The sequence below is a fragment of the Legionella sp. JM-2024 genome (assembly GCF_055389095.1).
In genome coordinates this window covers 3,419,434-3,443,927 of the sequence record NZ_AP039388.1, presented here as the reverse complement: position 1 = coordinate 3,443,927, position 24,494 = coordinate 3,419,434, and the positions used below count along the sequence as shown (strand labels likewise).

Here is a 24,494-nt window from a genome sequence, read left to right as displayed (position 1 = left end):
TGTGAATGGATTTTACAAATGAGGCTTTCAATGAAACTACCATCCAAAGTAATTTTTATCGGTGCGGGTCCCAGTGGATTATTTGCTGCGCGCAAACTCAAGGAAATAGCAAAATTACAAAATAAAAAGGTAGAGTGCCTATTCCTCGAACGTGAATCCGTAGTGGGTGGTAAATGTCATACCTATTCCGATCCTTCTGGTCCTATGTTAAAAACTGAATGGGGAGCTGCATTGGTTGCCCCCAATTATGGTGTTGTCCTTGATGCACTGGCAGATCATAGTATTAAATTTGAAAAAGTGATGCCAACAGATTCAGAAACGATAGAAATCAAACATCTGTTTAATAATGCGTCTGCCTTGGAAAAAATAAGTATGGGAAAAGCGCTCGCTAAAGAACTATGGGCTTTTAACAATGATTACGATATTTATAAGGCAAAAAAACAAAGTAAAAAATCACTTCCCGAGAAATTATTACTTCCTTTCTCTGAGTATTGTGAGCTAAACAATATGCAGTATTTACCTCTTTTTTTGAAGCCTTTTGTACCGGGATTTGGTTATGGCGCATTAACTCATTGCCCTACTTATAGTATTCTTGAATACATGGGTAAGGTCACTATTCCTGATATTCTTTTGGCCGATAACCTGCTTAACAGACCTTCTCTATTAGCGATACATGGTGGTTTTCAGCTTTTGATGGAGAAGATTGCAGAGCAATTTGATGTTCGTTTAAGCGCCAAAATCACTCAGGTTAAAAGAGATGCTGATAAAGTGAGTGTCACTTATGTTCAGAATGGACTCGAGCGAACTGAAACAGCAGATACATTGGTTTTAGCTACTTCACCAAAAAACTGGACTTCCCTGGGCTTGGATTTAACAGAAGTTGAAAAAAATTGCGTAGAAAATTTGGAGTACTATCGATATCCTGTTGCCGTTTATAAAATAAAGGGATTGCCTCCAAAACAATATTTTTTCCCCAAAGCACTGGAAGAATCAGGTTTTGGACATCTGGCGCTTATTACAACAAGGGATAATAGGGATAATCCTGAAGATGGGCGTTTATGCACAGTTTATGTGAATTTACCACCTAATAGTAATGAATTTAAGTTTGATCATGACCTGATAAAAAAAGAAGTGGAAGCGATTTCAGGCGTAACTGAAGTGACTGTTGTAGAAGATAAAATTTGGGAAGATTATATGTCAACTCTTCCCTGGGATTTGCGATTGCAACTTGATAAGGAACAAAATCATACTAATACTATGTATCTTGGATCTTATGCTTTGGGAAGCTTTGAGGACGTTGCCTGTGTTGCAAATAAGGCAACTGATGCCATGACAGAACGTTATGCTCCGACTAATAGCTATGAAGAGGATTTTAGCTGGAAAAATATGCATAGGGCGTGGCAATTTTTTAGTTCACATCCTAAGTCGCCATTAGCCTCAATGCATTGTTCTAAGGAAGTGGGTAATCACTCTAAGCAACCCTAAGTGGAATATAAAAGTGGTTCATTTATAGAAAATATTGTACATAATACTCGCTATTTGTAGATTAGTGTATTATAATTACATTTACTTGTTCTATGAGCATTTTTGGTTAAAATCTTGTTTTTCATTAAAATCCTTCCTTATATAAATCTTGGTAGCGAATTTCTCTCGATGATTACACAGTATTTTTTCTCTGGACGCTTTGGACAAGTGTTTGTTTAATTTAATTTGGAATTTGAAATGTCTGTGAAAGAAACTGGCCACGTTAAGTGGTTTAATGATGATAAAGGTTATGGCTTCATTAGTCGTGATAATGGTCAAGATGATGTATTTGTACACTTCCGTTCTATTGTTAGCACCTCTGGTCGCAAAACTTTGCTAGAAGGTCAACGGGTGGAATTTCTTGTTACTAAAGGTGCTAAAGGTTTACAAGCAGAAGAAGTAACTGTTATCTAATCCTATATTTACTGGAATTGCCTTCCTTTTATTGTTTGCTAAAAGGCAGCAAAAAGGAAGGTGGTTTTTATAATGCAAATGAATGGCATGGATGTTTTCATTCATTGAAATCCTTTTTTATTGAGAATTTGCACCGATACCTGCTTGGTATAAAAGCTAGCAGTAAGATAACGATATTTTACTTTATTTTCTTTTACCCATTCTTGAAAGGCTTTGAATTCATCCTGACGCCAACTGATATTACCGATATATTCGTCAAACACTATAATGGTGCCAGGAACAATCTGTTTGTTTAATTCGTTGAAAACTAATTTAGTGGATGAATACAGATCGCAATCAATGTTAATAAAAGCTATGGGATCTTTATAATTTTTTTTAAAATCAGGCAAAGTATCCTTAAACCATCCGGCTACCAGAGTAACATTGCTTGCTACTGATGGAATTTGGCCATATGTGGAGTATGAGCCAGCTTTTTCATGGTGCCAATCTTCAGGCAGACCTTGAAAACTATCAAATCCGAAAATTTTACGTTTTGGGAAGATCTCTGCGATATGTGAAATGGTATAGCCGAATCTTACTCCAAACTCAAGTATCAATCCTTGTGATGAAATATGAGGCGCTAATAAATCAAATGTTTGATAAGTTGTACCGCTATGCAACATATTTTTATCAGCGTTCTTATGAAGATAAGCAGCAGCATCCAAAAGATCAAATCGTTTGAAGGATTGATAAGTCTCTATGGGTGTTTTATTTGAACCGTCGAGAATATCAATTGCAATACGTTGGCAACAAAAATAGTCATTATTAGGTATTCGTTTAATTGCCCTGTCCAAAAGGGTCTTCATTGCTTTTTTATCATTTAGAGCCATATACACGGCATGAAGCAAGGTGGTGATGTGTCCATCTTTATCCGTCTCTTCAAGTGGTTCTAGTAATAAGCGTGCTTCATCGATTTTATTCAGATCAAGCAAAATAATAGCTCTTGCCCAGCAGGTTTTAGGTATATTGATTTTACGTACACGTGGGAATAAGGCGTAAGCTTCTTTAACTCTTCCTTGTTGTCGCAGGGCATAGATGTAATAAGCGAGGCTTTCACCATCCATTTCTTCTATTTTAAATGTCTCGAAAAGTTTGCAGGCTGAAAAAGAATAATTGGCATGGGCTAGAGTTTTTGCTGTCATTAAGCCCATATCCGTTCTGAATTGACTGAATAAATAAGCTTGCCAGTACATGCTCGCAGCTTGTATCGCTTTACCCATTCGTAATAGGGCAGTTCCCTTTTGATAATAAGCCCCGGAGAATTGTGGATTTACCGCCAATGCGTCATCATAAAATTTTAAGGCAAGTGGCAGATCCCCTTTTTCCAATGCCTTGTCTCCTTCAGATTTAATATCTATAGGGTCTTTTCGGGTCATGTACTTTCTCCTTTCTTATCTCTATATCATAGTACTCCTTTGAGAAAGATGTTAAAGCATTAAAAAATCCTTATAAATCAATTCAATGTAAAAATAATTGCTGGAATTCATATGATACTTGAGTATAATGGACATACCAAACAATAGTCAGGATGTATTTATGATAAAATTAATCACCCTGCTTTTGCTTTTCTGTTCTTTAAGTCTTAATGCCTCAATTCCTGTCAGCGGTACTTTCGAAGCTACAAAATTATGCCCTGCTTATCTTTCTAAGAATCGTAAGTCAAACCCTGATAACTTAATGGTTCAACCAAATCAGCAATATCAATTAAAGGAAATTAATAAAAGCGCGCCAGATTGGTTGCGCATACAATTTTCAGAACATGAGCATAACCTGCGTTGGGTGAATGTTAATTGTGGAGTAATTGAGTATACCGAGCATCCTAGACAACGGTGCGATCTCTCTCCTGGTATGGCTGATGCTTATGTATTGGCCTTGAGTTCACAACCAGGTTTTTGTGAAACCTATGGTTATGAGGTAGGCAAACCAGAATGTATTAAGTTGACCAAAACAGCTTATCAAGCCGATCATTTGATCTTACATGGTTTATGGCCTAACCAGGATGCCTGCGGATATAATTATGGTTATTGTGGGGTAAGTCCTCGGAAAAGTCATTGTGACTATCTTCCGCTGGATTTTTCTGAAGACGTTGCTCAGAATTTAAAAAAATTTATGCCAAGTTATCATTATGGCAGTTGTTTAGAGCGTCATGAATGGAACAAACACGGAAGTTGTCAGACTTTAAGTACAGATGATTATTTTAGTCTGGCTATGCGTTTAACGACAGAAGTTAATGAAACAGAGTTTGGCAAATATCTAACATTGCATCGTGGCGATACAGTAAAACTGGTAACTCTGCGTGAATTAATTACAAGATCTTTCGGAGAAAATAACGCGGGTAAAATTACTTTAAGTTGCAAAAATGGTATTTTAGTGGATATTTATGTTCAATTACCAGCTCTAATACCATTTAAAGAACCTATAGAGTCTTTAATTAATAAAGCTACTGATTCGCAACATCATGATTATTGTAATAGCAATGTAATCATCTCTGATTTCAGTAAAGAAAAGTGGATATAGAAATTGAAGTTTAGGATGCAGAAATTTTATAAGGGGTTCCCTTAGAGCGTGTCGTCACGAGATTGTTTGGCTGCAAATTGAGGCTAATTTGATCAAAAATTTACTCTCGTCAAATAGGGCTGGCTATTCTTCTCGGGCAAACTGAAACTTGCTCGAAATTAACTCAATTTTCGCTTCAAACAATCTCGTGACGACACGCTCTAAACAATATAGGACTTACACAAAACTCTAAGGTCGAGGAAAAAATGTTTTTAATAAGGGAGTTTAGATAAATTAACTGAGTGAATTAAAAACATTTTTTAACGAAGAGATTGGGGTTTTGTGTAAGTCCTATAATATTGCATAATTTCCTTACGGGATACTGCCTTGCACATTACTAAAACTTCCTCTAATGTAGAGAGATTATTGATATAGGAATGAAGATTATGCTAAAGCGGTGCTACTTATTAATTTTACTAATCATTGTATTGACAAGTTGCGCTCATCATAACCCCAAAACACCCCAGGTCCAGTCTCCAAAATCAAGTACTGGCACAAAACAATATCGGCAAGTGTCATCGTTCAACCAAATTGTAGTGCAAGGACGACTGAATGTTAATTTGCATACTGGATATAATAAACCTGAAGTTATATTAAGAGGTGATCCCAGAGACTTGGTTCAAGTACGAACAATAGTAAAACAAAATACATTGTATGTGTCTTTGGGCCAGGGGTATCCGGATTACGGTGTTGTTAATGTGGATATTAAAACCAAATTCCTAAATCGTTTTCGTTATGAAGGGGCAGGGTTTGTTACTGGAAACAATTTGCACACCAGCTATTTGGATTTGCACTTGGCAAATGCAGGTACCACTAAGCTGGCTGGCACTATTGGGTTACAAAAACTAGTAGCGGTTGGTAGTGGGGTAACCCAAATCAATGGGGTGTCAAGCAGGAATTTGCAAATTGTTTTAAAAGGAGATCCAAAGGTACTAATATCTGGTTTTGTGAACCTCAGGACACTTGATATGGATGGGAAGGGTACATTAAGTTTGTATTGGGTAAAGAGTGATCATTTAACTATTAGAGCCAAAAAGTCAGAAAAAATCCAGCTGGCAGGAATTGTTAACAGACTCGATGTTGAACTATGGGGTTTTGCTCAGTTTCAAGGGAAATATTTACGGGCTCAACGTAGCTTTGTGAGGACGCATGATAAATCAGTAGCTGAAATTTCTGCAGTCAATCATCAAAGCAGTCTTGCGACGGATGCTAGTGATATTTATTATTACAATTTATCAAAAACTCGCGCTGATTTCATGGCATTCAATGGTTCTGTGTTGGATATGCGTGGTTGGAACCAATCTGATTTGAAAGATTTTGATCGGTATAATAAGCAATTTCCCTAATTTTTATTTAATGTGAGTTCAATATAAAAGGCAGGGAAATACCTTTTATTCTATGTTATCCCGTAAAGTTTGTCCCCAGCGAAAGCGGGGATGCATAGCATTGATACGGGATCCACTCCAATATAGTCTAGTTCGATATCAAAAAATAGCATCATTTTTTGATATCGAACTCACATTATTTAGCATGGCACTATTACACTTGAAATGGTATCCCAATATTTACTTCAAATTCCTCTTCGTTTGTTGACAACGGATAGTCAAGAGTACCCTCTACAAAGTCACTAAGAAAAGATGGCGATATATCTTCATTTGAATCTTCAGCATTATAATTTTCAATGATTAATAACGAAGCTATTCCGATAGCAAAAAAAGTAATTTTGGATATAGTTAAGCTATTATTTTTTAATGAGGAGTTAGTAAATAAGAACACAATTAACTTCCAAAGAACAAAATGAGCGGGTAAAATACATCAAATTGTTTTTTTATTCAATATACTGTTATGGCAGTTACGAAGAATTGTGTACTTCTCATAGTTTAGAGATACCTCCTGTTTACCTACTTCGATTAATACAATCAATAATTTCGTTTAGATCATTATCCAAAGGCAATACATGTGCGGAATTTTTCAACCAATGTATTCTTACATTAGGTAAATTGCAAAACAAATGTTCTACTTGCTGAGAGGCAACGACTTGATCGTGGGTTCCAAGAAAAAGATCCGCTGGACAGGTCGGGGGAACCCATTCATATTGCTGGGCTAAGGTAAGCATTTCAATTATCGCAGAAATGGGAAGTTTTCTATAAGCTATTTCAGCACGCTCATTGGTAATAAGGTTTCCTGCAGCATTACGGAGTTGACGAAACCCAAGGCATTTAAGGATTTGGGCTAATTTCAGCATAGCATTTATTCGCAAGTGTAACCTTAAAGCAGGAGCCAAGAGAAAAAGGTGATTAATTGCAAAGGATTGGCTTAATTTACAAGCCAATAACCCACCCAGCGATAATCCTAAAATATCAACTTTTTGATATTGATTAACCAGCGCTTCACAGGCATTTTTTGCTGATAGAAACCAATCTGTGGCATTAGATTTAGAAAAGGCTTCTATGCTTTCTGCATGTCCAGCCAGTACAGGGCAGAGGATGGCATCATAGTTTTTTAAATTAGGTATTAGATATCGATACACCGCTGGTGAGGAAGAAAAACCATGTAATACTAACAATGCACGATCCTTGCCAGTGCCGTGTTGATTTATTGGAGCAAGAAGATCAGCTTCTTCCACAGTCAATTCACTGAGGTGTTTCCCTCGTCGTATATAACGAAAATCATCTACTTTCATAGAGTCCCTGTTTGTCTTTTCATACTGCTTATTATTGATAGAATAGTTTACTTGATATTAGGCCGGCAACATTTGAAAGAGAACGGCATATTATCAAATATTAAAAATGTAATTATTAATCAGTCTATAATTAATTATAAGGTCAATTTTAGTATAAGCACCATATAATTTTGGATAAGGGAGCAATGGAAATCAATTCGTTCATAATATCCAATCTTCTTCTAAAATATTGCCAATTCATTGACTTAAGATAATCCAACTGTAATTAGCTCACTGGGAAATGAAAATGTATTATTATCAACATTTAGAATGAGAAGCTGTTTTTTGATTTAGTAAAAATTTTGTAAATTATTTGAACAATCATCAGAATTGGCTGCATTTCCTAGTATAGTAAAAATAAATAAAGATTACATTTCTGGATAATCTATTTTGAGTAATAACCTCGGACAAATTCTGAATGAGGTACTATAATTTAGATATAATTAATAATGGTAAAGTAACATGGCCGAAACTCCAAAATCTGAATCACAGACACCATCACCTAAACCTAAAAAAAAGGACGAACCTAAGGTTGAAAATCCTGTTGAGCCAATTTCTGGCCCTCAACAAAGTACGTTAGGTAAAGTCGGTAGTGTAATCGGAGGACTTGCTAAAAAAGGGGTGGGTAAATTAGTTGACAACATTGGTAAGCAGTTCGGAGCTAATGCGGGTCAACCTGGAGAGAAAAAGGAAGAGAAAAAAGAAGAGAAAAAAGATGAGAAAAAAGATCCGGCCATGGAGATGCTTGAAAGGTATATGAAATTGGTTGAACAATGGCAAGGTTTAGTCAATAAGCCATTTTATTTTGTCGGAGGTAAAATTTCTCAAGGCGCGAGTTTTCTGGTGGATAAGGCAGTTGAAGGCATTAAAAAGAAACTGGCTGGTTCGGAAGAATCTAAATCAAACCCTGAGTCACCAACACCAGAATCTAATAGTAGCAACGATAGCTCATCACCGCCAACGACAGACAGCAGCGATAGCTCATCACCGCCAACGACAGACAGCAGCGATAGCTCATCACCGCCAACGACAGACAGCAGCGATAGCTCATCACCGCCAACGACAGACAGCAGCGATAGCTCATCACCGCCAACGACAGACAGCAGCGATAGCTCATCACCGCCAACGACAGACAGCAGCGATAGCTCATCACCGCCAACGACAGACAGCAGCGATAGCTCATCACCGCCAACGACAGACAGCAGCGATAGCTCATCACCGCCAACGACAGACAGCAACGATAGCTCATCACCGCCAACGACGGACAGCAACGATAGCTCATCACCGCCAACGACGGACAGCAACGATAGCCAGCAATCATCACCCCCGACAACAGATAGTGGTAGCGGCAGTGGTAATGACAGCGATACCTCATCTCTACTAACTCCTCCACCAGAGTCAAATTCAAGCAGTTCAAGCCAATTTGATCTTGGTAGTAATTCAGCTTATGATGATAAAGTTAGCAGTGGAAGTGGTCAGTCATCTGACTCAGGTTCGTCCTCAGATGTTACATCACCCCAGTTTGGATCAACGTGATTAAAACAGCTCGCGCTAATTTATTGATTTATCTTTCCAATAATTTATGCGGCAAACTTTCTATACGTCCAGCCTGAGTGACAATGACATAGTTTAATTTTCTTTGTAGTTCACTGATAGAATCGGCTCCAGCATAGGTGAGGCCAGATCGTAATCCCCCTACTATATCGGCAATAATGCCATCAGGATTCTCTTTAAATGGAACTTCAGTTGCAACGCCTTCAGCAGTTTTCCATTCATGCATTTGTCCAAGGAATTCTTCTTGTGCTTCCCGGGATGCCATGCCTCTATAGCGTTTGACTTTAGTGCCGTCGTCTTTTTGAATGACTTCTCCAGGAGTTGGTGCAGAGCCAGCTAACATGCCGCCTATCATGACAAAATCCGCGCCGAAGGCTAACGCTTTGACGATATCGCCAGATGTTTTTATGCCTCCATCGGCAACGATGGAGCGATCTGCGCGTGAGCAATCTTGAATACAGGTCAACATAGGTACACCGAAGCCAGTTTTAATTCGTGTACTGCACACCGAACCTCCTCCAATACCTGCTTTTATGATATCAGCACCGCAAGAAGCAAGGTAATCTGCTCCTGCATAAGTAGCCACATTTCCAGCCATAATGCAGCGGCTCCCCAAGAGCTGACGCAAGCTTTTTAAAGTTTTGCCCACGTACTTGGCATGAGCATGAGCGACATCAACGCAAAAAAAATCCGCTCCTGCATCCCGTAATGCTTCAGCTCTTTGCAGTTCAATTTCGGTACAACCAACCGATACAAAGACATGTCCCTTGCATTTTTTAAATTCCTGAATGTTTTCTTCTATGGTCATAAAACGGTGTAACGCTCCCATGGCTCCTTTACTGTGCATAAAATTAGCCATATTGCTTTCGGTAATAGTATCCATATTGGAACTGATTACAGGAAGATTTAAAGTAAGTTTTCCTAACCTGTCTGTACTGCTGGTTTCAACGACTCGTCTTGATTCATGATGGTTGTATGATGGAACGAGTAGGATATCATCGAAAGTGATCGCTTGATCAGTCATTTTTAATCCTCATAAACAAATACTATAAATGCTCAGCGGCATAAAACGCCAGCCTTGAGCGCTCACCTCGAGTTAAAGTCATATGAGCACTGTGTTCCCAACTTTTAAACCGGTCTACTGCAAAAGTAAGGCCGGAAGTTGTTTCAGTTAAATAAGGAGTATCAATTTGTTTGATATCTCCCAAACAAATGATTTTACTACCAGGACCGGCTCTTGTAACCAGCGTTTTTATCTGCTTTGAAGTAAGGTTTTGGGCCTCATCAATAATGATGTATCGATTTAAAAAGGTTCTTCCTCGCATAAAATTTAATGAACGTATTTTAATTTTATTTTGCAATAAATCCTGAGTAGCTCCGCGTCCAAAACTGCCACCTACTTGAGAGCTATGAAGTACTTCAAGATTATCCATTAAAGCGCCCATCCAGGGCGTCATTTTTTCTTCCTCAGTACCTGGCAAGAAGCCTATATCTTCACCAACGGGAATCGTAACTCTGGTCATTAATATTTCATTATAACGATTTTGATCCATAACTTGAGTTAATCCTGCTGCTATGGTTAATAATGTCTTACCTGTCCCTGCTGAACCTTGCAAACTTACAAAATCAATATCAGGATCAAGTAACAAGTTTAAGGAAAAATTCTGTTCACGATTTCTTGCGGTAATGCCCCAGACTGAGTGTTTGGGCTGAGTATAATCACGTATTAGTTGAACTATGGCATTGCTTCCATCAATTTTTTTGACTAGCGCTTGAAACTGATCATCTTCTGTACTAAGGCAATCATTTGGATTCCATTGTGCTACTAATGGACCTGTTACCTTATAAAAGGTTTTTCCACTTTCTTGCCAGGATCCCATATCTTTAGCATGAGTATCCCAAAAATTATTATCCAGAATATGCAATCCTCGGTGAAGCAGGTTGACATCATCGAGCACTTGGTCATTGTAGTAGTCTTCGGCATGAATACCTAATATTCCAGCTTTAATACGCAAGTTGATGTCTTTTGAAATAATGACAACCTGTCTTTTTCCAAGATATTTTTTTTGTAGACCTAAGGCGGTTGCCAATATTGTATTGTCCACTTTATGGCCTGGTAATGTGGATGGGACCACTTGATCAAATTCATCAGTTTGAAAAAACAATCTACCACTGGATCTATTGTTGCTATTACTGATATAGGATGGAATAGGTAATCCCGAGACAATTTGCTCATGAGTCGCGTTACTCATCAGCTCAACCAACATTCTATTAGTTTGTCTAACGTTTCTGGCAAGTTCTGATGTACCTGTTTTATGACTATCTAATTCTTCCAGCACTACCATAGGCAAATAAATATCGTGTTCATCGAAATGATAGATGGCTGTGGGATCATGCATTAGAATGTTAGTATCAAGCACAAACAGCTTAAGTCCAGTATCGGTATTATCCATAGGTTCATCCTGTTAGCTAAAGTATTCTTCTTTTCATTGTAACCCGAGTTTGGAGTTTTTATGCTTTAAAATCTTCGATAAATCAACGATTATTTCGTTAAATACTCTAAAAATGCTCATATTAGCCCTGCTAGTGCTGCGTTTTTTTAGAGTGTTTGCCTTGTACTCGTGGATTTCCCCGATTTGAAAGCATAAAACTCCGAACTGGGGTTCAAGTAGAATTTGTTGCCTGCCCATGCAGGCAGGACGTTTAAATTCTTGAACTCCAGGTTCTATCTTCATTGTGATGAGCTATAGTAATTACGTCAAGAATTATATTAGGGGCTGTTTATATATAAATATAAAACCGCTTATTTGGTAAAATATTTTTCAATTTTTGCTTTTTTTGTTTCCACAACATTTTTATCGGGGGCATTTTGTGAAAATATACTCGGATAGCTCGGCTTGTTTAAAATTTGATTCTCATCACTTTTATCCAGGCTTTCATTAGTCGCATTGGTTACTTCCGTCGGCTGTTGATTTGATGCATTAAGTTTGTAGATGAAGTTGTGGTAAGGAGTTAAAAAGTTACCAAAATCTTCAATATATAGATCTGCTTCCCTAGGAGTATAATCTTCAACAATATGCTTCAGATTGATTGTTTTCGGGAATTTATAAAATTGGCCTTTGAATATTTCTGGCACAAAGATCAATGTCGACAATAGTATCGGTATTTTTGGTTGAACCAATGTTTAACTTAAATTTTGCCACTTAATTTTAATGCGGTATTAGTTTATATGTTAAATATAGCATGTTTAAATATTTGTTAAAGTGATATATGTTTGAGCAATGATTTTTACGTGTCCAATCTGAGTCTTGCCATCGTGAACAATTGGTTACCCTTCAGTTATATACGTCGAGGCTTTTGCCCGAGTTGTGCCGCAAAACGCATGGCAATGGACTCAGCTTGGCAAAATGTTGGATTTTGTTTTTAAGTTAAATGGTGGCTTCTCCAGCGAGTCGTTCTGTTTTTAATTCCTTATTATTGAAAACAATCAATGCAAACAAAGCCATAAAGAATAAAAACAACCCAACCGGGTAGAGGCTATTATGATTGACTAATCGACCCGAATAAGTGCCAAAAGCAGCAAAGCACAATAATATCAAACTGCGAATGGCGGATGCTGAACCTCTATAGTCATCAAAGCACTGTAGGGCTCTTGAGGTTGTTGCACCCCATAACAGAGCTGAACTCAGGATATAAATACCAATATCTATGGCGTTATAGAACTGATATTGACTCCAATGGAAGTATTCTCCTATCAGCAGCATCAGACTACTCATTAAAGCCAATTGGATCCCCAATGCAATGGTTTTATCGATCCCAAAGTGTTTAAATAGTCTTGACGCCAGTAATGAGCCGCTAACAAACCCCATTGAGGTAACCATTAATAAGATCCCCATTTTGTCGGGAGCAATATTAGCATGTGAATAATAAAATGGAGCTACAGTAAGGAAGCACCACTCACCACAGTTTAATAATCCAAATAAAGCGATGTAGGAAATAAACGTTTTATTTTTTATAATTCGAATATAAATATTTAGTTTTTCTTTTAAATTTGGGTTTCGTGAGTTTTGTACCGGGATATGCTTTGGTAAAAACAGCATAATCATACACAGAATGAAAGAGTAAAGTGCAATACAATAAAGGTTTGATCGCCAACCATATAATACATCTAATTTACCCCCTAATGCCGGGGCAAAAAGTGGAATGACAGCAGTAAGTGTTCCAATCCATGTCATGATGCGAGCCCCTTCGTCTTTTGGAAAGAGATCTTGAATCAAGGCCCAACCAGCAACAGGAACGACGACTGCACCTGTTCCTTGTAAAAAGCGACAGGCTAGCAACAGTTGTATTGAGTCAGCTCTTAAACTTAAGATTGATCCAATACAGAAAATCAGCATCCCCAACAACAATGTTTTTCTTCTTCCCAATTGGTCCGCAATGACTCCCCAAATAAGAACAGTAGTAAATTGCCCTAACATGAAAATAGAAATGAGCATCTTGGCTTCATTTGATGATACTGCGAGTGAGTGGGCAATATGTGGCAGGCTAGGTAATAAAATATCTGTACCAATTAAAACCAGTACACAGGAGGCAACAACAATAAAAAGTTGCAGGTTGCGGATAAACATAGTGAGCTCTTAAGAAAAGGGTGGATTTGGTGAAATTTACCCTCTGCAATAATAGCAAAAATTAATTAAATATTCTATAAAAAGTACTATTTTAGATCATATCAACAAATATCATTATTCATCACGCTAATGATTTTATCGTATTAAGAACTTCTTCCACGTGACCATTAACTGTCACTTTGCGCCATTCGTGAGTCAAGACTCCTTTTTCATTTATAAGGAAAGTACTTCGTTCTATTCCTCTGACTTGTTTGCCATACATGGATTTCATCTTAATGACATCGAACATCTGACATAATTTTTCATCACTATCACTGATTAATTCAAAAGGAAAATTTTGTTTGGCTTTGAATTGTTCATGGGACTTCAAACCGTCTCTGGAAATCCCGAAAATGATTGCGTTTAAATCTTTAAATTGCGGATAAGTATCTCTAAAATCTTGACCTTCGGTAGTACATCCCGGGGTAGCGTCTTTAGGATAAAAATAAAGTACGACTATATGTCCTTTATAATCATCGAGATGTGCCTGCAGGTTGTTAGTAGCATTAAATGCAAAATCAGGAATAACCTCACCAACTTTCATAAATTATTTCCTCAAGTGTTCTTTTTCATTATTCGTGAACGGTCTCTTTGCCACTCTCTGTCTTTGATAGTATCCCTTTTGTCATGCTCTTTTTTTCCTTTGGCCAGAGCAATTTTTATTTTGATTCTGTTTTTCTTCCAATACAAGGAAAGCGGAACTATCGTATAACCTTGTCTTTCAACGCTACCTATCAGATGGTTTAATTCTTTTTTATTCATTAGTAACTTACGTGTCCTTACTGGATCTGGAATAAAATGAGTTGATGCTGTTGGAAGTGGTTGTATTTGAGCACCTAATAGATAGGCTTCACCATATTTAATAATAACGTGCGAGTCTGATAAGTTGATTTTGCCAGCTCGCAGGCTTTTTACTTCCCAGCCCTCCAAAACCAGACCGGCCTCGTATTGATCTTCAATAAAATAATCAAAACCAGCTTTTCTATTTAAGGCTATGGTGGAATCCGGTTGTTTTTTGGTAGTCATAATTTATCTGGTTTATTGAAAAAAGCAGCGTAGCAGTATAACTGATGTGTTGTCATTTGACTGCTTTTCTGAATCGCTTGCTGATTTGAATGGTTTTTGGCAAACATAAAAAGTATTTTATACTATTTCCGTTCTCTTTCGTACTTATAATCCTGTGGTAATTGTGGATAAACACGCTCGAGCTTTTGATCAACCGCGACACGGTCATCAAAAACAAAACACTTTCCTTCCCATAGGGATTCACTTTCAGGAATAGACTCAATATAGTTCAGTATACCATCATGAAGTTGATAAACATGTTGGAAGCCTTGCTCCTTCATAAAGGCAGTCGTTTTTTCGCACCGGATGCCTCCTGTACAAAACATAGCTATTTTTTTGTCTTTTTTGTCACTTAAATTTTTCTGGACATAGTCAGGAAATTCTCTGAAATTTTCGATGTCTGGATTAATTGCATTCTTGAAAGTACCGAGTTCGTATTCATAATCATTGCGTGTATCTAATATAATGACATCGGGGTCTTGAATAAATTGATGCCATTCCTTAGGGTCTAAGTAGGTACCTGTATTTTGGTTTGGATCAACATTGTGTATCCCCATAGTGACTATTTCTTTACGGAGTTTTACTTTGGCTTTATCAAAAGGATTTTTTTTATCGTGGGTTTCTTTAAAATGCAGGTCGCCAAATCGTGAATCAGAACGCAGGTAATGATAAAAAGCATTTATTTGCTCGCTATTTCCCGCGAATCCACCATTGATCCCTTCATGAGCCAGGATGATAGTACCTTTTATACCGATTTCATGCATTTTAGTGAGCATGGGTTCTCTCATAAACTCAAAATCATTTAGCGGGATAAATTTATAAAAAGATGCAATGATAATTTCTTTCACTTTGCTACCCAAAATTAACAAAAATTAATCCGCAAAAATTATCATTTACTCACAATTTAATCAATAGGAATGAATTAAATGCATTTCAAGGAATTTGGTTTTAGTCATGTTAGTCAAGATTATTAAAAGTTTGTAGATAGGGATTTTGGTTGCTTCGTTAGCGTCGTAATGACTTGATTTCTAGTTTTGGTGTTGTGAAAAGATTTAAATTTAAAGAATCGTTGACAATCTTTAAATTACGATCATATTCTAAAGGTTAAGCTGCCGTTTTTTGTTTTGCTAGCTTTGATATAAGGAGATTTTTATGGTCCAAAACAATAGGATTTGTCGCTGGCTCTTTATTGCACTACTATCCCTGCCCTTAGCCGGATTCTCATCTACACCCGTGAAATCAATGGTGGTATTTGGAGATAGCCTATCTGATAACGGTAATACCACCCACTTGCTTAAAAGCTTGCGTCAGGAAGAAGATCCCGCATTTTTAGTAGCCCCGTTCAAGATTTTTGTGGTAAACAAAATGATAGAGTTTGCTAATGAATATTATGTCCCACAAATAGTACTTGATGCAGGAATTTCAGCAGTCACTGATTTTTTTGATCATGATTTAGCTCCTTATATTGCAAACTTGGTAAGCAAAGTAAAATTAGTTCCAGTTCTACCCGGTAAACCATATTGGAAAAACCGATTTTCTAATGGTCGTGTATGGATTGAGTACTTGGCTGAAATGTTATCCATACAGAAAAGTGATGAAGAAGTTTATCTAAATAAGGCATTTGGTGGTGGTTGGGCAGCAACTTATGATTATCAATTAACAGTTTGGAATTTGATACGCCATCCATTGGGAACAATTAAAACTTTAATAGTAGGAAAATTAATTCCTCCCAGCCTTGGTTTAACTGTTCAAGCTTATTTGTTAGAGCATGGGCAATTAAGTGATGAAACACTTTATTTTATTTATTCAGGAAGCAACGATTACATTAATGTTTTGTTTTTTGAAGACAATTACAATACTGAAATAATGAGCACCTATATTGACAACGTCGTGGATGGACTAAGTTCTGCCGTTCTGAAACTGGCTAATGCAGGAGCAAGACGCTTTGTAATTATGGGAATCCCTCATGTCGGAGATACCCCCAAGTTTGTGAGAACTACAGACCGTGAAGTGTTAAATGCTGCGGTGGATCTACATAATGAGCGTCTCGCAAAACGGGTTGAATCCTGGAAAGAGCGATACCCGACCGCTGACTTCTTGTTTGTAGATACAGAGCAATATCTGAAAAAAGCATTTGATGATCCTGAAAAATATGGATTCTTCAATGTGAAAGATGCTTGTATTGATGTTAAATTCCCTATGTTTAATGCATTTATTCACTCGCCATTTGCTCGCAACTATGTATTGCAATACGCGCAGGTTCTACAATATCGAGATAAGCAATTTGCTCCAGGAGAAAATAACTATCATATGTGTAGTGAGCCAGAAGACTATTTATTCTGGGATGAAATTCATCCGACAACACGGGCACATAATTATCTTGCCTATGAAGTTTGCTCAGCGATGGAAGAACATGGTTATGAAGTGACTTGTAAAATGCCAGAATCTGCATAATGATAAATGTTACTTATCACCTGAATCACTTTAAGTGTCTTCAGGTGATTTGATCAGGACTTACGATAAACTCCAATCTCTTCGTTAAAAAATTATTTTGTCTCAGCCCTGGAGTTTATTGTAAGCCCTATTCATATGTGGTTTGCCAGTTTTAGTTGTCATTTGAGTAAGTCCGAAGTAGTTTGCAAGTTGCTTTGGATTACCGAAATGCTGGCCCAGCTCAATTTGTCTTAGTGATTTGTAAATGTTTATGTCATAATTCCCCTTTTTTATTGATATACTTCATTCATATGAGGGAATATTATTTACAAAATTAAGAGCGCTAGGTACTTAAGAAATTAGCTCTATTCTTATGCATTTCTTCTTTTCTATTGTAGATAGAAGACAGTATTAATGAAGTTAGCTGATTTCTAAAAAGCGGTTGCTGAAAAGAGGAGCAGGTTATGTGCGGGATTATGGGAGCAATTTCAGAAAGAGACATTAGTAAAGTTCTACTGGAAGGTTTGCGCCGATTGGAATATAGAGGATATGATTCTGCAGGTATTGCTGTTATAGATAACCAGGCACGTTTAAAACGTGTAAGAATTCAGGGAAAGGTACAAAATCTGGCTGATGCCATGCAAGAGACAGCCATTGCTGGAAATACTGGAATAGCCCACACCCGTTGGGCAACCCATGGCAAGCCCTCTGAACAAAATGCTCATCCCCATTTATCTCATGGAGAGATAGCATTGGTTCATAATGGAATTATTGAAAACCATGAGCATTTACGTCAACAACTCATTGCCAATGGTTATCAATTCACATCTGAAACTGATACAGAAGTTGCTGCCCATTTAATTCATTATCATTATCAACAGCACGAAAATTTACTACTGGCTGTACAAACAGCGGCCGCAGAAATGCAAGGGGCTTTTGCTTTAGGAGTTATTCATCAGCAAAGACCAGAAGAGTTGGTCGCTATTCGCAAAGGGAGTCCTTTGGTTTTGGGATTTGGTATTGGTGAGAATTTTATTGCTTCAGATGCATTAGCATTAAGATCTTTTGCTCAATCTGTTATTTATATGGAAGAAGGTGATAGCGCTTGTATCACTACACATGAGATTCAAGTATATAATTCAAGTCGGGTGTTAGCCAAGCGACCAATCCATACATTAACTAGTGATTCCGAGATAGTGAATAAAGGCCCATATAGGCATTTTATGCTGAAAGAAATATTTGAACAGTCCAAGGTTATTACTGACACCATAGAAAGTCGAATTAATAGTTTTGAAGTGCTGAGGGCAAGCTTTGGCGAACGAGCGTCACATATTTTTCCAAAAGTGAAACAAATACATATTGTAGCGTGTGGAACCAGTTATCATGCAGGCATGATAGCCAAATATTGGCTTGAATCACTGGCAGGGCTGCCTACTCAAGTTGAAATTGCAAGTGAATACCGATATAGAGATGTTGTGGTTCCAAACAATACTTTATTTGTAACCATTTCCCAGTCAGGGGAAACCGCAGATACTCTTGCTGCATTATTTAAAGCAAAACAATTGAATTATTTAGCGAGTTTGGCCATATGCAATGTTGCGACCAGTACTTTGGTCAGAGAAGCAGATTGTGTGTTCTTAACCAGAGCAGGAATCGAGATTGGTGTTGCATCTACCAAAGCATTTACCACTCAATTAGCAGCATTTTTGATGTTGGCGGCATCACTTTGCAATGATGATCGTGCACAAGAGGTTCTAAAACAATTACAGGAATTGCCTGCAAATTGCGAGCGTGTCTTACAGATGAATGAAGAAATTGAATCTTTGGCTTCTTTGTTTGTGAATAAAGCTCATGCCTTATTTTTAGGTCGTGGTGTTCAATATCCCGTAGCTCTGGAAGGAGCTTTAAAACTTAAAGAGATCTCTTATATACATGCCGAGGCGTATCCTGCTGGTGAGTTAAAGCATGGTCCTTTGGCTTTGGTTGACAAAGACATGCCTGTGATTGCCGTAGCTCCAAATGATGAGTTGTTAGATAAATTAAAATCTAACTTACATGAAGTAAGTGCAAGAGGAGGTCAATTATTTGTATTTGTTGACGATTCTCAAAGTTGGAAAGCAAATGGTGCTCGCTTAATTAAAGTTCCATCTTGCGGTGTTTGGATTGCACCTATTGTTTATACTATACCTTTGCAATTGCTGGCTTATCATGTTGCTGTGGCTAAGGGTACCGATGTAGATCAACCTCGGAATCTTGCGAAATCGGTGACTGTGGAGTGAATAAAGGTCAACTTTTTTGGACTGAATTATGGCGTGAAGGGCGAATTTCTTTTCATAAGGAAGAAGTAAATCAGGATTTGATTAACATCTTTCCAAATCTAAATATACCTGCCAGAGGAAGAGTCCTGGTCCCTTTATGTGGAAAAAGTCTGGACATGCTTTGGTTAATTCGACAAGGGTATCATGTAGTTGGTATAGATCTTATTGAACAGGCCATTCATCAGTTTGCTCAAGAACATCAAATTGCATTTCAGCAAGAAATTATAGGTCAAGTAAAGCATTTCTTTACAGATAATATGGATTTATGGGTTACTGATATTTTTGCTTTAAATTCAGAATTGATACAGTCAGTTGATGCGATTTATGATAGAGCAGCTTTAATTGCATTGCCAAAAAAACTGAGGTCAGAGTATGTAGATATTTGCCTCCAATGGCTTAAGCCCAAGGGAAGCATTTTGTTAAAGACTTTGGAATATAACCAAGAGGAAATTCAAGGTCCTCCTTATAGTGTTTCTCCTGAAGAAGTCGCTTTATTATATCGGCAATGTGCAAAAATAGAATCATTAAAGTCGCAAATACGTGAACCAAACCGCAATGATCCTTTGTTTACGAAAGGCATAAGTCGAGCTAATGATCATGTATGGTGTATTAGAAAAGAGTAAAACTTAGTGAAACGATATACACTAGGGCAGGTTGTTTGGATATTTGGTCAATTTCTATATCGCATTATGGTATGTGATAAGTATATAATAAGACGATTTTATCATGTTTTACGGGGATATGAATGGCACAAGTAATGTTGGCGTCAGCCGCAATTATTGCGCAAGAACTTAAAGTCAAAGTATCGCAGGTAGAAACTGCTATTCGGTTGTTGGATGAGGGTGCAACAGTGCCTTTTATTGCTCGTTATCGCAAAGAGGCAACAGAGGGGCTTGATGACGTTCAATTACGGTTTCTTGCCGAACGGCTAATTTATTTGCGTGAGTTGGATGAGAGACGTGGAGTCATTTTACAATCTATTCGTGAACAAGAAAAGTTAACACCGGAATTGGAAAATAGCATATTAGCTGCTGAAACCAAAACACGTTTGGAAGATTTGTATTTACCTTATAGACCGAAACGTCGTACAAAAGCGCAAATGGCAATTGAAGCTGGATTGGAACCATTGGCTCATGCTTTATGGAAAGATCCTACTTTGGAGCCAGAAGAACAGGCGACACAGTTTATCAATGCTGAATTGGGAATTGAAAATACCCAGGCCGCACTTGAGGGTGCACAACATATTTTAATGGAACACTTTGCTGAAGATGCTGAGTTGATTAATGAGCTACGAGAGTATTTATGGCAACATGGCATAGTCAAATCAGTAGGAAACAGTAAGAAAAAAGAACAGGTCAATAAATTTTCCGATTATTTTGATTATTCTGAAGCCATTAAAAAGATTCCATCCCATCGCGCATTAGCACTGTTCCGTGGTCGACGTGAAAGTATTCTGCAAGTAGGACTAATTTTACCTGAGCAAGACGCTAATTATGGTGAAAACAAAGTTGCAGCGTATTTTAATATTACTGATAATCAAAGAAAAGCAGACGGTTGGCTTTTAGATACTGTCAAACTGACATGGAAAATTAAATTATTTACTAAATTGGAACTCGAGTTATTGACTCGTCTACGTGAAATAGCCGATGAAGAGGCAATCAAAGTGTTTTCCAGGAATTTACGGGACTTGTTGCTTGCTGCTCCTGCAGGCCCGCAAGTAACAATAGGTCTTGACCCGGGCATTAGAACTGGAGTCAAGGTGGTTGTAGTAGATTCTACAGGAAAACTGTTGGATTACTCTGTTATTTTTCCATTTGCGCCTCAAAATGAATGGCATCAATCCATTGCGGATCTGGCCAAACTTGCTGTGAAATATCAGGTTAATTTAATCAGCATAGGAAATGGTACTGGTTCACGTGAAACAGAGCGTTTGGTAACAGACTTAATTAAAATGTACCCTGATTTGAAATTAATAAAAATGATTGTTAATGAGGCGGGGGCATCGGTTTATTCTGCTTCAGAAATAGCGACTAATGAATTCCCGGATTTAGATGTTTCTCTAAGAGGCGCAGTATCCATTGCACGAAGGCTGCAAGATCCATTAGCTGAATTAGTAAAAATTGAAGCCAAATCAATAGGTGTTGGTCAATACCAACATGATGTTAATCAGGCAAAATTGGCACGATGTCTGGACGGTGTTGTTGAAGACTGTGTGAATGTAGTTGGTGTTGATGTGAATACCGCTTCTGCTGCTTTGTTATCACATATTTCTGGATTAAATGATACTTTGGCTAAAAATATTGTGCAATTTCGAGATGAAAACGGTGCTTTCATAAACAGAGCTCAATTAAAAAATATCAATCGAATGGGTGAAAAGGCCTTTCAACAAGCGGCTGGATTTTTGCGTATTATGAATGGGGATAATGCCTTGGATGCCTCGTGTGTTCATCCTGAAGCTTATCCTTTAGTAGAAAAAATTATTTCAGATCAAAATGTTAGTATTAAAGAAATAATAGGTAATAAAGAGTTGTTGCAAAGTATTAATGCCGAACAATATGTGGATGAACATTTTGGTTTGCCAACAATAAGGGATGTTTTACGTGAGTTGGAAAAACCGGGGCGAGATCCGAGACCAGAATTTAAAACTGCCCAGTTTAAAGAGGGAGTTGAGGATATTAATGATTTACATGAAGGAATGATTCTTGAGGGTGTTGTAAGTAATGTTACTAATTTTGGTGCTTTTGTTGATATTGGGGTGCATCAAGATGGTTTGGTACATATTTCAGCAATGACTAATCGGTTCATTACGGATCCTCGTTCTGTTGTTAAAGCAGGTGATATTGTAAAAGTGAAAGTGGTTGAAGTGGATAAAGAGCGTAGAAGGATAGGTTTAAGTATGAAGCTCAGAGAAGAGCAGGATTCCGCAACACCACGGAAGGTCAACAAACAACCAGCAGCTAAAAAACAAGTAGAACAGAAACAACCTGAATTTAAAAATAAGCAAGAGATTAAGAAAAAACAAGAGAAGATAAAAAAAGCAGAACCAGTCAGAAAAACGGTGTTCAATACTGCTATGGCTGATGCATTAGCCAAATTAAAGCGTGGTGGAGAGTAAACATGTTAACACCCAAAGGAGAGCTAACTATCCAGACTCTGGCTATGCCCCTAAACACTAATGCCAATGGCGATATATTTGGGGGGTGGATAGTATCACAAATGGATTTGGCTGCAGGTGTTTTAGCAAAAAGAATTTCACAAGGACGTGTTGCTACCGTTGCAATCAATTCGATGACTTTTTTAAAACCAGTTCATGTGGGCGATGTGATCAGTTGCCATGTTGAGTTAGTTAAAGTGGGTAACACCTCTATGACCATCCGTGTTGAAGTATGGGCTTTCTCATCGATAAAAATGGAAAAATATCAGGTTACTGAAGGTGTGTTTGTTTTTGTTGCAATTGATGAAAATGGAAAACCAAGGCAGGTACCAAAAACACAATGACTAATAATACTCAAGAATTGCAGCGAGTAATTGCTGACATGGCTGTGCTGATTGAGCAAAATGCAGAACCCGACCCTCAATTGTATGCCTTTTTTTTTCAACATCCAGAAATCGGCTTTGAATTAATACAACTAATTAATAATTTGGGTGAAGAATGGGTTCATGATGGCCCTCCTATATACTCAGCATGCGTTTTCGCTCTGGATATTTGTATCGCCCAATTGCAAGCTTCCACAGAAGCAAATAACAAAAACGCAGCAAAATTATTATCTCAACTGATGAATTACTTAGCGGAAGTAATTGATACTCACCACCATAGTTTAAGTTTTTGGTTGCCTGTATTGAACGCCTTTTATGAGGTGCATGTTGAATTAACTGACGAGTTGAAAGATGCTTATTATGATTTAGCGAGTCAAGAAGATAATACGAGCGAAGTCGATGATCACTTTGATCATTTGGATTCAATAAAAGATCTAATTCATGAATTATCTGACTTAACTATTTTTGATATAACAGAGAATTTTTTTGCACAAAGTTATGCTATGCCGCCTGATTTTTTTGCAGATTTGATAGTTGATTTATACAGTATTGAAGAGGGGAAAGATATCGCATTACTGACTTTGCTGCATCCTAAGGCAGAAGTACGGGAGATTGCAGTAACTACTATAGATCAATTAATGAGTACAATTACTCTGACATCAACATCACTCTCCAGACTACAAATTATAAAATATTGGTATTCTGCCCATTATCATGCAATTTTTGATCGATGGATTAAAATTCAAAGAAAAAAGGGAGTTGTATTTGAAGCAGAGCCTCTCCCAGCAAAAATGGCTATCAAAGCAACAGAAGTGGACGGCAGCGGTTCGCAAGGTGTTTTTATTCACGGACGAAAAAATAAAAAAAACAGACTTTGTGGTTTATTATTAAAGCATGAATTAGGGATAAAAGATGCTTGGATAACTCCAGATATTCCAGCGGCAGAAGTGGCGGATTATTACAGTAAAGCTTTTGAAGACAGTGTGACATTACGTGAAGTAGATCTTCCCTATCTTCAAACCATAGCGGAGCATTTTCTAGCGATTACAGTTGAAAAGGGTGATATTCCTAGTTTGCATTTTTTAGAGATGTTGGAGTTTTTAGGAATTCGTTTTAGACCTAATAAGATTGATTTGGATTATTTGTTTGAGCAATTGAGCGTTCAAATTATTCCTTTTACCCAAGAGAAAATAACGGAGTCTTTACAACGCTCAAAATCCTGGCTTAAAACCAAACAATTTACTGAGTCATGGTATATTGAAAATCCAACGATTGATAAAATTGTTAACCACAACAGTAGCTTTGTTGAAGGGGTGAAAGTATGCCGTTTGGCAGACGCGATGGATGCGGTATTTTCTGAGGAAATGGAGTTAAATAGAGATAAGTGGCAGTTTCATTTTTTATGGATAGCGCTTTGGGTCAAAGCAAAACCTAGGAAAAATGAAAAGGTTTGGCAAGACAGTTTTCTGATAGCTTATGCTATTCATCAGGGATATCCCTTAAAAGATATTCCTGTCATGAAAGAGATATGTTATCAAACAGTTATCAATAGTGTAGAAACCATGCAAGAAAGAAGAACACATTTGAGCAAGGAATGATTTTAATCCCTTAATTCTTTTATTACGATTTCCTTTTTTAACATTTTTCTGCCATACACTTATATAG

Annotated in this window: 21 protein-coding genes; 11 read left to right on the top strand and 10 right to left on the bottom strand. The window is 37.5% G+C overall.

All coding sequences use genetic code 11. The features are described 5' to 3' along the window. Positions 1-30: 30 nt before the first annotated feature. Positions 31-1,485: an FAD-dependent oxidoreductase gene (locus tag ACZ5EK_RS15040; RefSeq protein ID WP_464430510.1), complete on the top strand. Its 1,455-nt coding sequence runs from the start codon at positions 31-33 to the stop codon at positions 1,483-1,485. 237 nt (positions 1,486-1,722) lie between these two features. After that, complete coding sequence (locus tag ACZ5EK_RS15035; RefSeq protein ID WP_464425640.1) at positions 1,723-1,938, top strand: cold-shock protein; 216 nt, start codon at positions 1,723-1,725, stop codon at positions 1,936-1,938. 101 nt (positions 1,939-2,039) lie between these two features. On the opposite strand, the gene ACZ5EK_RS15030 is transcribed toward ACZ5EK_RS15035, so the two are convergent. Next, the gene (locus tag ACZ5EK_RS15030) at positions 2,040-3,353 is read right to left on the bottom strand and encodes a class I SAM-dependent methyltransferase (RefSeq protein WP_464430509.1); all 1,314 of its coding nucleotides are present in this window, start codon (positions 3,351-3,353) and stop codon (positions 2,040-2,042) included. Positions 3,354-3,513: 160 nt separating this feature from the next. On the opposite strand from ACZ5EK_RS15030, the gene ACZ5EK_RS15025 reads away from it, so the two are divergent. Both ACZ5EK_RS15025 and ACZ5EK_RS15020 read left to right on the top strand, forming a co-directional pair. Then, positions 3,514-4,494, top strand: coding sequence for a ribonuclease T2 family protein (locus ACZ5EK_RS15025; RefSeq protein ID WP_464430508.1), 981 nt, complete (start codon positions 3,514-3,516; stop codon positions 4,492-4,494). A gap of 425 nt (positions 4,495-4,919) precedes the next feature. Then, positions 4,920-5,879 (top strand): GIN domain-containing protein, encoded by a 960-nt coding sequence (locus tag ACZ5EK_RS15020; protein ID WP_464430505.1) that lies wholly within the window; start codon positions 4,920-4,922, stop codon positions 5,877-5,879. 193 nt (positions 5,880-6,072) lie between these two features. Here the strand turns inward: ACZ5EK_RS15020 and ACZ5EK_RS15015 are convergent, their stop codons facing one another. Together ACZ5EK_RS15015 and ACZ5EK_RS15010 are read right to left on the bottom strand one after the other, a co-directional pair. Next, positions 6,073-6,309 carry a hypothetical protein gene (locus tag ACZ5EK_RS15015; RefSeq protein WP_464430504.1) on the bottom strand — a complete coding sequence of 79 codons (237 nt, stop codon included), beginning with the start codon at positions 6,307-6,309 and terminating at the stop codon, positions 6,073-6,075. 121 nt (positions 6,310-6,430) lie between these two features. Continuing rightward, positions 6,431-7,216, bottom strand: a complete 786-nt coding sequence (locus ACZ5EK_RS15010; protein ID WP_464425633.1) for an alpha/beta hydrolase — start codon at positions 7,214-7,216, stop codon at positions 6,431-6,433. Positions 7,217-7,717: 501 nt separating this feature from the next. On the opposite strand from ACZ5EK_RS15010, the gene ACZ5EK_RS15005 reads away from it, so the two are divergent. After that, positions 7,718-8,791 (top strand): hypothetical protein, encoded by a 1,074-nt coding sequence (locus ACZ5EK_RS15005; RefSeq protein WP_464430503.1) that lies wholly within the window; start codon positions 7,718-7,720, stop codon positions 8,789-8,791. A 28-nt stretch (positions 8,792-8,819) separates the two neighbouring features. Here the strand turns inward: ACZ5EK_RS15005 and ACZ5EK_RS15000 are convergent, their stop codons facing one another. The 7 genes from ACZ5EK_RS15000 to trhO form a co-directional block, all read right to left on the bottom strand. Beyond that, complete coding sequence (locus tag ACZ5EK_RS15000) at positions 8,820-9,833, bottom strand: guanosine monophosphate reductase (RefSeq protein ID WP_464430502.1); 1,014 nt, start codon at positions 9,831-9,833, stop codon at positions 8,820-8,822. Positions 9,834-9,855: 22 nt separating this feature from the next. After that, entirely contained in the window at positions 9,856-11,262 is a 1,407-nt protein-coding gene (locus ACZ5EK_RS14995) for a PhoH family protein (protein WP_464430501.1), read from the bottom strand. A 350-nt stretch (positions 11,263-11,612) separates the two neighbouring features. Continuing rightward, the gene (locus ACZ5EK_RS14990; RefSeq protein WP_464430500.1) at positions 11,613-11,945 is read right to left on the bottom strand and encodes a hypothetical protein; all 333 of its coding nucleotides are present in this window, start codon (positions 11,943-11,945) and stop codon (positions 11,613-11,615) included. Positions 11,946-12,237: 292 nt separating this feature from the next. Further along, the gene (locus ACZ5EK_RS14985; RefSeq protein ID WP_464430499.1) at positions 12,238-13,437 is read right to left on the bottom strand and encodes an MFS transporter; all 1,200 of its coding nucleotides are present in this window, start codon (positions 13,435-13,437) and stop codon (positions 12,238-12,240) included. A 121-nt stretch (positions 13,438-13,558) separates the two neighbouring features. Then, positions 13,559-14,020, bottom strand: a complete 462-nt coding sequence (locus ACZ5EK_RS14980) for a peroxiredoxin (RefSeq protein ID WP_464430497.1) — start codon at positions 14,018-14,020, stop codon at positions 13,559-13,561. Between the two features lie 11 nt (positions 14,021-14,031). Continuing rightward, positions 14,032-14,502 carry an SsrA-binding protein SmpB gene (gene smpB / locus ACZ5EK_RS14975; protein WP_464425621.1) on the bottom strand — a complete coding sequence of 157 codons (471 nt, stop codon included), beginning with the start codon at positions 14,500-14,502 and terminating at the stop codon, positions 14,032-14,034. Between the two features lie 122 nt (positions 14,503-14,624). Further along, a complete protein-coding gene (trhO, locus tag ACZ5EK_RS14970) occupies positions 14,625-15,389 on the bottom strand; it encodes an oxygen-dependent tRNA uridine(34) hydroxylase TrhO (RefSeq protein ID WP_464430496.1) in 765 nt (254 codons plus the stop codon). 304 nt (positions 15,390-15,693) lie between these two features. Here trhO and plaC point away from each other — a divergent pair, with 304 nt between their 5' ends. From plaC to ACZ5EK_RS14940, 6 genes are all read left to right on the top strand, one after another. Further along, positions 15,694-16,995 carry a lysophospholipase/glycerophospholipid:cholesterol acyltransferase PlaC gene (gene plaC, locus ACZ5EK_RS14965; protein WP_464430495.1) on the top strand — a complete coding sequence of 434 codons (1,302 nt, stop codon included), beginning with the start codon at positions 15,694-15,696 and terminating at the stop codon, positions 16,993-16,995. A 443-nt stretch (positions 16,996-17,438) separates the two neighbouring features. Beyond that, the gene (gene glmS, locus ACZ5EK_RS14960; RefSeq protein ID WP_464430494.1) at positions 17,439-19,253 is read left to right on the top strand and encodes a glutamine--fructose-6-phosphate transaminase (isomerizing); all 1,815 of its coding nucleotides are present in this window, start codon (positions 17,439-17,441) and stop codon (positions 19,251-19,253) included. Next, positions 19,250-19,915, top strand: coding sequence for a thiopurine S-methyltransferase (locus ACZ5EK_RS14955; RefSeq protein ID WP_464430493.1), 666 nt, complete (start codon positions 19,250-19,252; stop codon positions 19,913-19,915). Before glmS ends, ACZ5EK_RS14955 begins: the two co-directional genes overlap by 4 nt. Positions 19,916-20,037: 122 nt before the next feature. Then, entirely contained in the window at positions 20,038-22,407 is a 2,370-nt protein-coding gene (locus ACZ5EK_RS14950) for a Tex family protein (RefSeq protein WP_464430492.1), read from the top strand. 2 nt (positions 22,408-22,409) lie between these two features. Further along, the gene (locus ACZ5EK_RS14945) at positions 22,410-22,790 is read left to right on the top strand and encodes an acyl-CoA thioesterase (protein WP_464430491.1); all 381 of its coding nucleotides are present in this window, start codon (positions 22,410-22,412) and stop codon (positions 22,788-22,790) included. Beyond that, complete coding sequence (locus tag ACZ5EK_RS14940; protein ID WP_464430490.1) at positions 22,787-24,427, top strand: hypothetical protein; 1,641 nt, start codon at positions 22,787-22,789, stop codon at positions 24,425-24,427. The genes ACZ5EK_RS14945 and ACZ5EK_RS14940 overlap by 4 nt, the downstream gene beginning before the upstream one ends. The last annotated feature ends 67 nt before the right edge of the window (positions 24,428-24,494 follow it).

Excerpts from the sequence above, each read along its gene's own strand:
- ACZ5EK_RS15030 (WP_464430509.1), bottom strand. The coding sequence starts at position 3,353 with ATGACCCGAAAAGACCCTATAGATATTAAATCTGAAGGAGACAAGGCA.
- ACZ5EK_RS15020 (WP_464430505.1), top strand. The coding sequence starts at position 4,920 with ATGCTAAAGCGGTGCTACTTATTAATTTTACTAATCATTGTATTGACA.
- glmS (WP_464430494.1), top strand. The coding sequence starts at position 17,439 with ATGTGCGGGATTATGGGAGCAATTTCAGAAAGAGACATTAGTAAAGTT.
- ACZ5EK_RS15035 (WP_464425640.1), top strand. The coding sequence starts at position 1,723 with ATGTCTGTGAAAGAAACTGGCCACGTTAAGTGGTTTAATGATGATAAA.
- ACZ5EK_RS14985 (WP_464430499.1), bottom strand. The coding sequence starts at position 13,437 with ATGTTTATCCGCAACCTGCAACTTTTTATTGTTGTTGCCTCCTGTGTA.
- ACZ5EK_RS14945 (WP_464430491.1), top strand. The coding sequence starts at position 22,410 with ATGTTAACACCCAAAGGAGAGCTAACTATCCAGACTCTGGCTATGCCC.
- ACZ5EK_RS14980 (WP_464430497.1), bottom strand. The coding sequence starts at position 14,020 with ATGAAAGTTGGTGAGGTTATTCCTGATTTTGCATTTAATGCTACTAAC.
- ACZ5EK_RS15040 (WP_464430510.1), top strand. The coding sequence starts at position 31 with ATGAAACTACCATCCAAAGTAATTTTTATCGGTGCGGGTCCCAGTGGA.
- ACZ5EK_RS15025 (WP_464430508.1), top strand. The coding sequence starts at position 3,514 with ATGATAAAATTAATCACCCTGCTTTTGCTTTTCTGTTCTTTAAGTCTT.
- smpB (WP_464425621.1), bottom strand. The coding sequence starts at position 14,502 with ATGACTACCAAAAAACAACCGGATTCCACCATAGCCTTAAATAGAAAA.
- ACZ5EK_RS14995 (WP_464430501.1), bottom strand. The coding sequence starts at position 11,262 with ATGGATAATACCGATACTGGACTTAAGCTGTTTGTGCTTGATACTAAC.
- ACZ5EK_RS15010 (WP_464425633.1), bottom strand. The coding sequence starts at position 7,216 with ATGAAAGTAGATGATTTTCGTTATATACGACGAGGGAAACACCTCAGT.
- ACZ5EK_RS14940 (WP_464430490.1), top strand. The coding sequence starts at position 22,787 with ATGACTAATAATACTCAAGAATTGCAGCGAGTAATTGCTGACATGGCT.
- plaC (WP_464430495.1), top strand. The coding sequence starts at position 15,694 with ATGGTCCAAAACAATAGGATTTGTCGCTGGCTCTTTATTGCACTACTA.
- ACZ5EK_RS14950 (WP_464430492.1), top strand. The coding sequence starts at position 20,038 with ATGGCACAAGTAATGTTGGCGTCAGCCGCAATTATTGCGCAAGAACTT.
- ACZ5EK_RS15000 (WP_464430502.1), bottom strand. The coding sequence starts at position 9,833 with ATGACTGATCAAGCGATCACTTTCGATGATATCCTACTCGTTCCATCA.
- ACZ5EK_RS15005 (WP_464430503.1), top strand. The coding sequence starts at position 7,718 with ATGGCCGAAACTCCAAAATCTGAATCACAGACACCATCACCTAAACCT.